We start from the raw sequence: 13875 nt of genomic DNA on the forward strand, positions 1-13875 counted from the left end.
TTTCGATGCTCAGGAGACCTTAAAACGCCGGGCAGGCCGTTTTGCGGCCTGCCCAGACAGGTAACGTTATGCGGAACCCATTTGGCGACAGAGGTTTAGACTCAATCCCCGGGACCCGCAACATCCTTGTTAGCGAACTCGAAGCACTTCCTGTGCCTCATTTCGCGGTAGGTCGCCGGACATATCCGGCAACTAGAACTTGACAACTATAGCCGATTTACGGGCGTGTGACAAGCATCTTAAGAAATGCCGCCCGCGTGCGGGCGGCTTTCGACCATCAACTTACTTGACGATCTTGGCGACGACGCCCGCACCCACCGTGCGGCCGCCTTCGCGAATCGCGAAACGCAGGCCTTCGGTCATCGCGATCGGGGCGATCAGGGTCACCGTGATCTTCACGTTGTCGCCCGGCATCACCATCTCGGTGCCTTCCGGCAGCTTGATCGCACCGGTCACGTCCGTCGTGCGGAAATAGAACTGCGGGCGGTAGTTGCTGAAGAACGGGGTATGACGGCCACCCTCTTCCTTCGACAGCACGTAGATCTCGCCTTCGAAGTCCGTGTGCGGCGTGATCGAACCCGGCTTGGCCAGCACCTGGCCGCGCTCCACGTCTTCACGCTTCGTACCGCGCAGCAGTAGGCCCACGTTGTCGCCCGCCTGGCCCTGATCCAGCAGCTTGCGGAACATTTCCACGCCGGTCACCGTGGTCTTGACGGTGGCCTTGAGACCCACGATCTCGACTTCATCGCCGACCTTGATGATGCCCGTCTCCACGCGACCGGTTACCACCGTGCCGCGACCGGAGATCGAGAACACGTCTTCCACCGGCATCAGGAACGCCTTGTCCAGCACGCGCACCGGCTCGGGAATGTAGGTGTCCAGCGCATCCACCAGCGCAATGATCGCCGGCACGCCAATCTCCGACTGGTCGCCTTCCAGCGCCTTCAGCGCCGAGCCCTTGATGATCGGTGTGTCGTCGCCCGGGAAGTCGTACTTGCTCAGCAGCTCACGTACTTCCATCTCGACGAGCTCCAGCAGCTCGGCGTCGTCCACCATGTCGGCCTTGTTCAGGAACACCACGATGTACGGCACGCCCACCTGGCGGCTCAGCAGGATGTGTTCACGCGTCTGCGGCATCGGGCCGTCGGCCGCCGAGCACACCAGGATCGCGCCATCCATCTGCGCCGCACCCGTGATCATGTTCTTCACGTAGTCGGCGTGGCCTGGGCAATCCACGTGCGCGTAGTGGCGCGTCGGCGATTCGTATTCCACGTGCGCCGTCGAGATCGTAATCCCGCGCGCCTTCTCTTCCGGCGCCGCGTCAATCTGATCGTACGCCTTGAATTCACCACCAAAACGCTCTGCACCGATCTTCGTCAGCGCCGCCGTCAGCGTCGTCTTGCCGTGGTCCACGTGACCGATCGTGCCCACGTTTACGTGCGGCTTGGTGCGTTCGAATTTACCCTTTGCCATGGTTTGAACCTCTGAAAAAGAACGATGTTGTTTAGTAAAGAAAACCTTCTCAGGCCTTCTTCATAACTTGTTCGGCGATATTGTTCGGCGCCGGCTCGTAATGATCGAATTCCATCGTGAAGGTGGCGCGGCCCTGCGTCTGCGAACGGAGCGCAGTTGCGTAACCGAACATTTCCCCCAGCGGGACCATCGCATTGATGACCTTGCCAGACGGGGTGTCGTCAGAGCCCTGCAACACGCCACGACGACGACTGATGTCACCCATGACGTCACCGAGGTAGTCCTCCGGCGTCACGACTTCCACCTTCATGATCGGCTCAAGCAAGATCGGCTTAGACTGTTTCGCACCTTCCTTGAAGAGCTCCCTGAACGCGCCATAGGCAGCGATCTTGAAGGCCATTTCGGACGAGTCAACGTCGTGGTACGAACCGAACACCAGCTTTGCCTTCACACCCACTACCGGAAAGCCGGCCAGATGTCCGCTGGTGATGGACTCGCGCAGGCCTTTCTCGACAGACGGGATGTACTCCTTCGGAACTACGCCACCCGTGATGTCGTTGACAAACAGGAAGTCGTCCTTCACATCCGAGTTCTTGCGATCATCCTCGGTCATCGCCGAGAACTCGATCACCACGTGGCCGTACTGACCCTTACCACCGGATTGCTTTGCGTGTTTGAAGTCCGCCTTGTAAGAGCCTTGGATCGTTTCGCGATAGGCCACCTGCGGCTTGCCGACGTTCGCCTCGACGTTGAACTCGCGACGCATACGGTCGACGATGATGTCCAGATGCAGTTCGCCCATGCCGGAGATGATGGTCTGGCCGGACTCTTCGTCGGTGCGCACGCGGAATGACGGATCTTCCGCTGCCAAACGGCTAAGCGCGATACCCATCTTTTCCTGGTCGGACTTGGTCTTCGGCTCGACCGCCATGGAGATCACCGGCTCCGGGAACGTCATACGCTCCAGAGTGATGACGTGGTCCTGTGCGCACAGCGTATCGCCAGTGGTGACGTCCTTCAGACCCACCGCAGCGGCAATGTCGCCCGCGCGCACTTCCTTAATTTCCTGGCGTTCGTTAGCGTGCATCTGCAAGATGCGACCGATGCGCTCTTTCTTGCCCTTGACCGAGTTGTACACCTGGTCGCCTGCATTGAGCGTGCCGGAGTAGACGCGGAAGAAGGTCAGCGAGCCGACGAATGGGTCGGTCATGATCTTGAACGCAAGTGAGGAGAACGGCGCGCTGTCATCCGCAGGACGACTAGCCTCCTTCTCACTCTCATCGATGCCCTTCACCGGCGGACGATCGGCCGGCGACGGCAGCAACTGAATCACGGCGTCCAGCATAGCCTGCACGCCTTTGTTCTTGAACGCACTACCGCAGAAGACCGGAATCAGGGCATTGGACAGCGTACCCGCACGCAGGCCGGTTATGATTTCTGCCTCGGAGAGGTCGCCCTCTTCCAGGTATTTGTTCATCAGCTCTTCGGACGTCTCGGCGGCCGACTCCACCATGAAGCTGTGCGCCTTGTCGGCAGCATCCTTCAGATTGGCAGGGATATCCTGGTATTCAAACTTCATACCCTGGGATTCCATATCCCAGACGACCGCCTTCATCTTGAGCAGATCGATCACGCCTTCGAAGTTCTCTTCAGCGCCGATCGGCACCTGCATCGGTACGGGATGGGCACCCAGACGCGACTTCAGCTGGTCCACGACCTTTTCGAAGTTGGCGCCGGTGCGGTCCATCTTGTTGACGAACGCAAGGCGCGGCACGCCGTACTTGTTAGCCTGGCGCCACACGGTTTCGGATTGCGGCTGCACACCACCCACTGCGCACAACACGAACACCGCACCATCGAGCACGCGCAACGAACGCTCCACCTCGATGGTGAAGTCCACGTGGCCTGGCGTGTCGATGATGTTGAACCGGTGTTCGGGCAGAGAGCGATCCATACCCTTCCAGAACGCCGTCGTTGCCGCCGACGTGATGGTGATGCCACGCTCCTGCTCCTGCTCCATCCAGTCCATGGTCGCGGCACCGTCATGCACCTCGCCAATCTTGTGACTGACGCCAGTGTAAAACAGGATGCGCTCCGTGGTGGTGGTCTTACCAGCATCGATGTGGGCCATGATGCCGAAGTTGCGGTAGCGCTCAATGGGAGTAGTGCGTGCCACGATACTAACCTCGAATCCGTGCTGTCTTGCTGCCTTGCTTACCAGCGGTAGTGCGAGAAGGCCTTGTTGGCCTCGGCCATGCGATGCGTTTCTTCACGCTTCTTGATGGCGCCACCACGGTTTTCCGATGCTTCCAGCAACTCGGCAGCCAGCTTGCGCGGCATGGACGTTTCACCGCGCTTGCGCGCAGCCTCAATCGCCCAGCGCATGGCCAACGCCATACGGCGACCCGGACGCACTTCGACAGGCACCTGATAGGTGGCGCCACCGACGCGACGGGACTTCACCTCGACGGCAGGAGCGATGTTGCCGAGCGCCTTCTCGACCAGCTGCACCGGCTCGGCGTGCTTTTCGCCGAGGTGATTCAGCGCGCCATAGACGATGGCTTCAGCGACGGACTTCTTGCCGCTCTTCATCACCATGTTGATAAAGCGGGCGATAAGCTGGCTGCCATGCTTGGGATCGGGCAGGACCAGACGGGCGGGATGGGAACCTTTACGCGACATAGTAGATGTCCTTCAATTAGCTCTTCGGGCGCTTGGCGCCATACTTCGAACGAGCCTGGCGGCGCTTGGTGACGCCGGCGCAGTCGAGGCTGCCACGTACGGTGTGGTAACGCACACCAGGCAGATCCTTCACACGGCCGCCGCGGATAAGCACCACCGAGTGCTCCTGGAGGTTGTGACCTTCACCGCCGATGTAGCTAATGACCTCGTAACCGTTGGTCAGGCGCACCTTGGCGACCTTGCGCAGGGCCGAGTTCGGCTTCTTGGGGGTGGTGGTGTAAACGCGCGTGCAGACGCCGCGGCGTTGCGGACTGCTTTGCAGAGCCGGCGAAGCGCTCTTGTAGCTCTTCGGGCTGCGGGATTTGCGCACCAGCTGATTGACTGTCGTCATGCCTAGCTATTCCTGGGAAACATAAAGGCAGACCGAATAAACCGGTCTGCCGAGAAGCGGGAATTTAACATGGGCGCCTTACCTCAGGCAAGAAAACGCCCGCCATCCTTGACTCGAACACGAGGCGCATTCCATGCGCCTCATTTCGTATGTCGGCGAGTAAGCCGCGTGGCTTACTCGATACCTGCATCAGTGCCTACCGGCGCCTCCGCGAAGGAGACTTGAGAGGAACCGGAAAGGGTTTCCAGTTCCGAGGCGGTCAACCCGCCCTGGCGATGACGCTGTGCGTGATAAGCCAGACCCGTACCTGCCGGAATCAGACGGCCGACAATAACATTTTCCTTCAGACCACGCAAGGTATCACGCGTACCACGGACCGCCGCTTCGGTGAGGACGCGAGTGGTCTCTTGGAACGAGGCTGCCGAAATAAACGACTCGGTCGCCAACGATGCCTTGGTGATACCCAGCAACACTGACTGGAACTCGGCCGGACGCTCGTTACGGGCTGCTGCGCGATCATTCTCGAGGTTGATCCGCACACGCTCCACCTGCTCACCACGCAGGTAGTGGCTTTCGCCCGTCTCGGTGATCTCGACCTTCCGCAACATCTGACGGATGATCGTTTCGATGTGCTTGTCGTTGATCTTCACACCCTGCAAGCGGTAGACGTCCTGGATTTCCTTGACCAGGTACGCAGCCAATTGCTCGACACCCAAGAGGCGCAGGATGTCGTGCGGATTCGGCTCGCCGTCTACCACGGTTTCGCCCTTCTCCACGTGTTCGCCTTCGAACACGATGACCTGACGCCACTTCGGAATCAGCTCTTCGTGCTCGTTGCCGTCGCTGTCCTTGATGATCAGGCGCTGCTTGCCCTTGGTGTCCTTGCCGAAGCTAATCACACCTGAACGCTCGGCCAAGATCGCCGGCTCCTTCGGTTTACGCGCTTCGAACAAGTCAGCCACGCGCGGCAGACCACCGGTGATGTCGCGGGTCTTGGAGGTTTCCTGTGGGATACGGGCGACCACGTCACCCACACCCACTTCGGCACCGTTCTGAATCGACACAATCGCACCGGCCGGCAGGAAGTACTGCGCCGACACGTCGGTGCCCGGCAGCTTGAGCTCGCGACCCTTGCTGTCTTCCAGACGCACGATCGGACGCAGATCCTTGGCCGCGGTACCGCGACGCTTCGGATCGGTCACCACCGCCGATTCCAGGCCGGTGAGCTCGTCGGTCTGGCTTTGTACGGTGACGCCATCGATGAAGTCGATGAAGCGCACCACACCCGCCACTTCCGACACGATCGGATGGGTATGCGGATCCCAGTTGGCAATCGTCTGACCAGCTTTGACCGGCGCACCATCCTTGACGGTGATGGTGGCGCCGTACGGCACCTTGTAGCGCTCACGTTCGCGGCCGTTGGCGTCGATGACCGACACTTCGCCCGAACGCGACACCGCCACCAGATGACCCTGGGTGTGCTGCACGGTCTTCAAGTTGTTGAACTTTACTGCGCCGGTGGTCTTCACCGACACGTTGTCCACCGCAGCCGCACGCGACGCCGCACCACCGATGTGGAACGTACGCATAGTCAGCTGGGTACCCGGCTCACCGATCGACTGCGCGGCAACTACGCCCACGGCTTCGCCCATGTTCACCAGGTGACCGCGCGCGAGGTCGCGGCCGTAGCACAGCGCGCAAACGCCGTGACGCGCTCCGCAGGTGATGGACGAACGCACCTGGATGGACTGCACGCCGGCCTTATCGAGCTTCTCGACCAGCGCTTCGTCCAGCAGCGTGTCGCGAGTGACGATTGGCTCGTCGCTCTCGCCCGGACCGTATACGTCTTCGGCCACCACGCGGCCGAGCACGCGCTCGCGCAGCGGTTCGACCACGTCGCCGCCTTCCACGATCGGCTGCATGGTGAGGCCGTTTTCGGTGCCGCAATCGGTTTCGGTGATGACTACGTCCTGCGCCACGTCGACCAGACGACGGGTGAGGTAACCGGAGTTCGCCGTCTTCAACGCCGTATCCGCAAGGCCCTTACGAGCACCGTGCGTGGAGTTGAAGTACTGCAGCACGTTCAAGCCTTCGCGGAAGTTCGCCTTGATCGGCGTCTCGATGATCGAGCCATCCGGACGCGCCATCAGGCCGCGCATGCCGGCGAGCTGACGAATCTGCGCCACCGAACCACGCGCGCCCGAGTCGGCCATGATGTACAGCGAGTTCATCGACTTCTGGTTGACCGTCTTGCCTTCGGCATCGGTCACCTTCTCGGTACCGATACCGTCGATCATCGCCTTGGCGACCAGTTCGTTAGTGCGCGACCAGATGTCCACGACCTTGTTGTAACGCTCGCCGGCGGTGACGAGACCGGACTGGTACTGCTCCTGGATCTCGACCACTTCCTTCTCGGCTTCTTCCAGGATCGGCTTCTTCTCGTCCGGAATGATCATGTCGTCGATGCCGATGGAGATGCCGGCGCGCGTCGCGAAACGGAAGCCGGTGTACATCAGCTGGTCGGCGAAGATCACCGTGTCCTTCAGACCCAGACGGCGATAGCACGCGTTGATCAGGCGCGAGATGTTCTTCTTGGTGAGCTCGGTGTTGGCCAGCTCGAAAGGCAGACCTTCCGGCGTGATTTCGGCCAGCAGCGCGCGACCAACGGTGGTTTCCACCAGCGAGATGCTGCTGGTGCGCTCACCGTTTTCGTGCACATGCACCTGCTTCAGGCGCACCTTGATCTTGGCGTGCAGTTCGATCACGCGGTTGTCGTAGGCACGACGTACTTCGGTGATGCTGGAGAACACCATGCCAGTGCCCTTCGCATTCACCAGCTCGCGCGTCATGTAGTACAGACCCAGCACCACGTCCTGCGTCGGCACGATGATCGGCTCGCCGTTCGCTGGCGACAGGATGTTGTTGGACGACATCATCAGCGCGCGCGCTTCCAACTGCGCTTCGATCGACAGCGGCACGTGCACGGCCATCTGGTCGCCGTCGAAGTCGGCGTTGAACGCGGTACACACCAGCGGATGCAGCTGGATGGCCTTACCTTCGATCAGCTTCGGCTCGAACGCCTGGATACCGAGACGATGCAGCGTCGGAGCGCGGTTGAGCAGGACCGGATGTTCGCGGATCACCTCTTCGAGGATATCCCACACCATCGGCTCTTCGCGCTCGACCAGCTTCTTGGCCGCCTTAATGGTGGTGGCTTCGCCACGCGCCTGCAGCTTGGCGAAGATGAAGGGCTTGAACAGCTCCAGCGCCATCTTCTTCGGCAGGCCGCACTGATGCAGGCGCAGCGTCGGACCGACGACGATCACCGAACGACCGGAGTAGTCCACGCGCTTGCCGAGCAGGTTCTGGCGGAAACGTCCCTGCTTGCCCTTGATCATGTCGGCGAGCGACTTCAGTGCGCGCTTGTTGGTGCCGGTGATGGCGCGGCCGCGACGGCCGTTGTCCATCAGCGCGTCGACCGATTCCTGCAGCATGCGCTTTTCGTTGCGCACGATGATGTCGGGTGCATTGAGTTCGAGCAGACGCTTCAGACGGTTGTTGCGGTTGATGACGCGGCGATACAGATCATTGAGATCTGAGGTTGCGAAACGGCCACCATCCAGCGGCACCAGCGGACGCAAGTCCGGCGGCAGCACGGGCAGCACGGTCATAACCATCCATTCCGGACGATTGCCGGATTCGATGAAGGCCTCGATCAGCTTCACGCGCTTGGTAAGACGCTTGAGCTTGGTCTCGGAGTTGGTGGAAGCGATCTCTTCCTTTAGGCGGATCACTTCGCCCGGCAGGTCGAGCGACTTCAACAACTCGAAGACAGCCTCGGCACCCATGCGAGCGTCGAACTCGTCACCGTGCTCTTCCACCGCTTCCAGATACTGATCTTCGCTGAGCAGCTGACCGCGCTCAAGCGCGGTCAAACCTGGATCGATCACCACGAAGGCTTCGAAGTACAGGATGCGCTCGATATCACGCAGGGTCATGTCCAGCATCAGGCCGATGCGCGAGGGCAGCGACTTGAGGAACCAGATGTGCGCGACCGGGCTGGCCAGCTCGATATGGCCCATGCGCTCGCGGCGCACCTTGGCCAGCGTAACTTCGGTGCCGCACTTTTCGCAGACCACGCCGCGGTGCTTCATGCGCTTGTACTTGCCGCACAGGCACTCGTAGTCCTTCACCGGACCGAAGATGGCGGCGCAGAACAGGCCGTCACGCTCCGGCTTGAAGGTGCGGTAGTTGATCGTTTCGGGCTTCTTCACCTCGCCGTACGACCAGGAACGGATCAGCTCCGGCGACGCCAGAGCGATCTTGATCGAATCGAACTCCGGCGTTGTGCGCTGCTGATTGAACAGATTGAGCAAATCTTTCATTGCATAAGCTCCTGTAACCCGCGGGTTACTTGATCTCTTCCAGGTCGATGTCGATGCAGAGCGAACGGATTTCCTTCACCAACACGTTGAAGGATTCCGGCATGCCTGCCGCCATCTCGTGGTTGCCGTCGACGATGTTCTTGTACATCTGGTTGCGGCCCTGCACGTCGTCGGACTTCACCGTCAACATTTCCTGCAGGGTGTACGCCGCGCCGTAAGCTTCCAGTGCCCAGACTTCCATTTCGCCGAAACGCTGACCGCCGAACTGCGCCTTGCCGCCCAGCGGCTGCTGGGTGACGAGCGAGTACGGACCGGTCGAGCGGGCGTGCATCTTGTCGTCGACCAAGTGGTTGAGTTTCAGGTAATGCATGTAGCCGACGGTGACCGGACGATCGAACGCCTCGCCGGTGCGGCCGTCGTACAGCATGGTCTGACCCGACTGGGGCAGATCCGCTAGCTTCAGCATTGCCTTGATTTCTTGCTCCTCGGCACCGTCGAACACCGGCGTGGCCATCGGCACACCTTCCTGAAGATTCTTCGCCAGCGTGAGGATTTCCCCATCGGTGAGCGACTTCAGGTCGACGTGCTGCACGGCGCCTGCAACGTGGTGGTTGTAGATCTGGTCGAGGAACTCGCGGACCTTCGCCACCTTCTCCTGCGCTTCGAGCATCTGCTGGATCTTCTTGCCCAGGCCTTTTGCGGCCCAGCCCAAGTGCACTTCCAGAATCTGGCCGATGTTCATACGCGAAGGCACGCCCAGCGGATTCAGGCAGATGTCGATCGACGTACCGTCAGCCATGTACGGCATGTCTTCCACTGGCACCACGTTGGACACCACGCCCTTGTTACCGTGGCGGCCAGCCATCTTGTCGCCCGGCTGGATACGGCGTTTCACGGCCAGGAACACCTTAACCATCTTGAGCACACCCGGCGCGAGATCGTCGCCTTGCGTGATCTTCGCCTGCTTCTCCTTAAAGCGCTTGTCGAACTCTTCCTTGTGGCGCTTGACCTGCTCGGACGCACGCTCGAGGAATTCGGTGACGTCCTCGTCCTTGACGTTGACCTTGAACCAATCGTCCTTCTTCAGGCCGTCGAGGTAGTCGTTGGTGATTTCCACACCACGCTTGAGGCCAGCCGGACCGCTGTTGGCGACCTTGCCAACGAGCTGCGCGCGCATACGGTTGTAGATGGCGCCTTCGAGGATGCGGAACTGGTCGTCGAAGTCCTTGCGGATGCGCTTGATTTCCATTTCTTCGATCTGACGCGCGCGCTTGTCCTTCTCGATACCATCGCGCGTAAACACCTGCACGTCGATCACCGTGCCGTCCATGCCAGGTGGCACGCGGAGCGAGCTGTCCTTCACGTCGGACGCCTTCTCACCGAAGATCGCACGCAACAGCTTCTCTTCCGGCGTGAGCTGGCTCTCACCCTTCGGCGTGACCTTACCGACCATGATGTCGCCGGCTTTCACTTCTGCGCCGATGTACACGATGCCGGATTCATCCAGACGGGCCAGCGCCTGTTCACCCACGTTCGGGATGTCGGCGGTGATTTCTTCCGCACCCAGTTTGGTGTCGCGCGCGATGCAGGACAGCTCCTCGATGTGGATCGAGGTGTAGCGATCTTCCTGCACGACGCGCTCGGAGAGCAGGATCGAGTCTTCGAAGTTATAGCCGTTCCACGGCATGAAGGCGATCAGCATGTTCTGGCCGAGCGCGAGCTCGCCGAGGTCCGTTGACGAACCGTCGGCCAGCGTGTCGCCCTTCGCCACCACGTCACCCACGTTCACCAACGGGCGCTGGTTGAGGTTGGTGTTCTGGTTGGAACGGGTGTACTTGGTCAGCGTATAGATATCGACGCCGGCATCGCTTTCGCCGACTTCGCTCTCGTTAACGCGCACCACGATACGGCCCGCGTCAACCTGGTCAATCACACCGCCGCGCTTGGCTGTGACGATGACGCCCGAATCGCGCGCCACGGCCCGCTCGATGCCCGTACCCACCAGCGGTGTCTGCGAACGCAGCGTCGGCACGGCCTGACGCTGCATGTTCGCGCCCATCAGCGCGCGGTTTGCGTCGTCGTGCTCCAGGAACGGCACCAACGCCGCCGCGACCGACACCGTCTGCATCGGCGAGACGTCCATGTAATTGATCTCGGACGACGGACGCAGCTCGGATTCGCCACGGAAACGGCAAGACACGAAGTCTTCGACGAAGCCACCATCCTTGCTGAGCGGCGAGTTCGCCTGCGCGATCACGTGGTCGCCTTCTTCGATCGCCGACAGGTAATCCACCTGATTGGTGACCTTACCGTTCACGACCTTGCGGTACGGCGTCTCGAGGAAGCCGTACTGATTGGTGCGCGCGTACACGGCGAGCGAGTTGATCAGACCGATGTTCGGACCTTCCGGCGTTTCGATAGTGCAGACGCGACCGTAGTGCGTGGGATGCACGTCGCGCACTTCGAAGCCCGCACGCTCGCGCGTCAGACCGCCCGGCCCCAGCGCGGACACGCGACGCTTGTGCGTCACTTCCGACAGCGGGTTGTTCTGATCCATGAACTGCGAGAGCTGCGAGGAACCGAAGAATTCCTTCACCGCCGCCGCAACCGGCTTGGCGTTGATCAGATCCTGCGGCGTGAGGCTTTCGGCCTCCGCCAGCGACAGACGCTCGCGCACGGCGCGCTCCACGCGCACCAGGCCGATGCGGAAGGTGTTTTCGGCCATCTCGCCGACCGAGCGCACGCGACGGTTGCCGAGGTGGTCGATGTCATCGACCGTGCCGTGGCCGTTTTTGATGTCGATCAGCACCTTGAGCACATCGAGGATGTCGGACTGTTCACCCTGCGCAACAACTAGCGCCTGTGCGTCTTCATTCTTCAGCTCGCCGAAGTACTTGCGGTCATACAACACGCCGGGGCCGAGGATCTCCTTGCGGCCGACGCGACGGTTGAACTTCATACGGCCTACACCCGACAAGTCGTAACGGTCGAAGGTGAAGAACAGATTGAAGAACAGATTCTGCGCAGCTTCCTTGGTCGGCGGTTCGCCCGGACGCATCATGCGATAGATTTCCACCAGCGCTTCGAGCTGCGTCTTAGTGTTGTCGATGCGCAGGGTATGCGAGATGTACGCGCCACGATCGAGATCGTTCACGTACAGCGTGGGCAGCGTTTCGATACCGGCCTTGCGGAAGTTTTCCAACTGCTCGGCAGAGATTTCGTCGTTCGCCGAGGCCAGCAGCTCGCCGGTCTTCGGATCGACGATGTCAATGGCCAGGATACGGCCGATCGGATAGTCGTCCGGCACTTCCAACGCAGTAATGTTCTCGGCTGCGAGCTGGCGCACATGACGCGCCGTGATGCGCTTGCCGGCTTCCACCAGCACCTTGTCGCCGATCATCAGATCGAAGCTCAGCGTTTCGCCGCGCAGGCGCTCAGCGACCAGTTCGAGCGTGGTGCCGCCCTTCTTGCCGAGATGAAATACGTTGTGCTCGAAGAAGATCGACAGCATCTCTTCGTTGGTATAACCGAGCGCGCGCAGCAGCACCGTCACCGGCAGCTTGCGGCGACGATCGATACGGGTGAACAGCGCATCCTTCGGGTCGAACTCGAAGTCGAGCCAGGAACCACGATAAGGAATCACGCGCGCGGAGAACAAGAGCTTGCCCGAGCTGTGCGTCTTGCCGCGATCGTGATCGAAGAACACGCCCGGCGAGCGATGCAGCTGCGACACGATCACGCGCTCAGTGCCGTTGATGATGAAGGTACCGGTGTCGGTCATGAGCGGAATTTCGCCCATGTAGACCTCCTGTTCCTTCACGTACTTGACGGCCTTCCTCGAGGCCGGGCTGTCCTTGTCGTAGATCACTAGACGCACGGTCACGCGCAGTGGTGCGCCGAAGGTCATGCCGCGGTTGCGGCATTCGCGTTCGTCGAACGGCGGTTCACCGAGGCGGTAATCGACGTATTCAAGGGCCGCGTTGCCCGAATAGCTCACGATCGGGAACACGGACTTCAAGGCGGCGTGCAGACCTTTGTCTTCGCGCTGCTTGGGAGCAACGTCCTCCTGCAGGAATTCACGGTAGGAATCGGTCTGGATTGTCAGCAGGTTGGGCACGCCCAGTACGGGCGGACGCTTGCCGAAATCCTTGCGGATGCGCTTCTTCTCGGTAAACGAGTAGGTCATGGTCGGTGACGCCTCGGTTCGCTGTGGCGCCGGTGGTGCACACACCGGCTAAATTGGGAAAACTTGGATCTGGGGGATCGTGAATAGAGACTCTCGAGTCACAAAGTCCTATTCGCGATGCCCTATATCCAATGCGTCCTTGCCTAATGTTCTGAAAAAGGCTCCTGCCCTTTTCTGAATCGCCAAATCCAAGGGTCTTGGCTCCGATGAATCAGGTGCGCCAGGCACCTGATTCACGAAGAGCCATCCTTGGTTCTCAGATGACTGCCATGCAACCATCTGAAGCGGGCAAAGCCCGGGGACTTACGCCCCCAGGCTTGCGTAACGCTGGATCAAACTGACGGCGCGCAAGGGCGCCAATTACTTCAGTTCGACCTTGGCGCCGGCGGCTTCGAGGTCCTTCTTGAACTTCTCGGCGTCTTCCTTCGAAGCCTGTTCCTTCACGACACCACCAGCTTCGGTGAGGTCCTTGGCTTCCTTCAGGCCCAGGCCGGTGATCGCGCGGACAGCCTTGATCACGTCGACCTTCTTCTCGCCGGCGTTGATCAGGATGACGTCGAACTCGGTCTGCGCTTCGGCAACCGGGCCGGCAGCGGCCGGGCCAGCAGCCACGGTGACCGGGGCAGCGGCGGACACGCCAAACTTTTCTTCGATGGCCTTCACCAAGTCCATCACTTCCATGAGCGACTTCGCGGCAACGGCTTCAACGATCTGTTCGTTGGTAAGGGACATTTTGATTTACCTCTGGAAATGGATTC

The 13875-nt window shown here is 60.6% G+C and carries 7 protein-coding genes; all 7 read right to left on the reverse strand.

Going from position 1 to position 13875, the window contains the following annotated elements; all coding sequences use genetic code 11:
• Positions 1-282 precede the first annotated feature (282 nt).
• The 7 genes from tuf to rplL all read right to left on the reverse strand — a co-directional run bounded on the left by tuf (position 283) and on the right by rplL (position 13849).
• Positions 283-1473 carry an elongation factor Tu gene (tuf, locus tag ISP18_RS12085; protein WP_404559524.1) on the reverse strand — a complete coding sequence of 397 codons (1191 nt, stop codon included), beginning with the start codon at positions 1471-1473 and terminating at the stop codon, positions 283-285.
• A gap of 49 nt (positions 1474-1522) precedes the next feature.
• Complete coding sequence (fusA, locus tag ISP18_RS12090) at positions 1523-3649, reverse strand: elongation factor G (protein WP_380006807.1); 2127 nt, start codon at positions 3647-3649, stop codon at positions 1523-1525.
• 38 nt (positions 3650-3687) lie between these two features.
• Positions 3688-4155: a 30S ribosomal protein S7 gene (gene rpsG, locus ISP18_RS12095; protein WP_380006804.1), complete on the reverse strand. Its 468-nt coding sequence runs from the start codon at positions 4153-4155 to the stop codon at positions 3688-3690.
• A 16-nt stretch (positions 4156-4171) separates the two neighbouring features.
• Positions 4172-4546 carry a 30S ribosomal protein S12 gene (rpsL, locus tag ISP18_RS12100; RefSeq protein WP_115479997.1) on the reverse strand — a complete coding sequence of 125 codons (375 nt, stop codon included), beginning with the start codon at positions 4544-4546 and terminating at the stop codon, positions 4172-4174.
• A 173-nt stretch (positions 4547-4719) separates the two neighbouring features.
• A complete protein-coding gene (gene rpoC / locus ISP18_RS12105) occupies positions 4720-8931 on the reverse strand; it encodes a DNA-directed RNA polymerase subunit beta' (protein WP_380006802.1) in 4212 nt (1403 codons plus the stop codon).
• Between the two features lie 25 nt (positions 8932-8956).
• Positions 8957-13117 (reverse strand): DNA-directed RNA polymerase subunit beta, encoded by a 4161-nt coding sequence (gene rpoB, locus ISP18_RS12110; protein WP_380006800.1) that lies wholly within the window; start codon positions 13115-13117, stop codon positions 8957-8959.
• A gap of 360 nt (positions 13118-13477) precedes the next feature.
• A complete protein-coding gene (rplL, locus tag ISP18_RS12115) occupies positions 13478-13849 on the reverse strand; it encodes a 50S ribosomal protein L7/L12 (protein ID WP_284400503.1) in 372 nt (123 codons plus the stop codon).
• Positions 13850-13875: the final 26 nt, after the last annotated feature.

This window comes from Dyella humi (assembly GCF_044904605.1).
In the GTDB taxonomy this organism is placed as follows: Bacteria; Pseudomonadota; Gammaproteobacteria; order Xanthomonadales; family Rhodanobacteraceae; genus Dyella_B; species Dyella_B humi.

What these genes read in the sequence shown, in the direction of transcription:
- tuf (WP_404559524.1), bottom strand. Translation starts at nt 1,473, where the DNA reads ATGGCAAAGGGTAAATTCGAACGCACCAAGCCGCACGTAAACGTGGGC.
- rpsG (WP_380006804.1), bottom strand. Translation starts at nt 4,155, where the DNA reads ATGTCGCGTAAAGGTTCCCATCCCGCCCGTCTGGTCCTGCCCGATCCC.
- rpsL (WP_115479997.1), bottom strand. Translation starts at nt 4,546, where the DNA reads ATGACGACAGTCAATCAGCTGGTGCGCAAATCCCGCAGCCCGAAGAGC.
- rpoC (WP_380006802.1), bottom strand. Translation starts at nt 8,931, where the DNA reads ATGAAAGATTTGCTCAATCTGTTCAATCAGCAGCGCACAACGCCGGAG.
- rpoB (WP_380006800.1), bottom strand. Translation starts at nt 13,117, where the DNA reads ATGACCTACTCGTTTACCGAGAAGAAGCGCATCCGCAAGGATTTCGGC.
- rplL (WP_284400503.1), bottom strand. Translation starts at nt 13,849, where the DNA reads ATGTCCCTTACCAACGAACAGATCGTTGAAGCCGTTGCCGCGAAGTCG.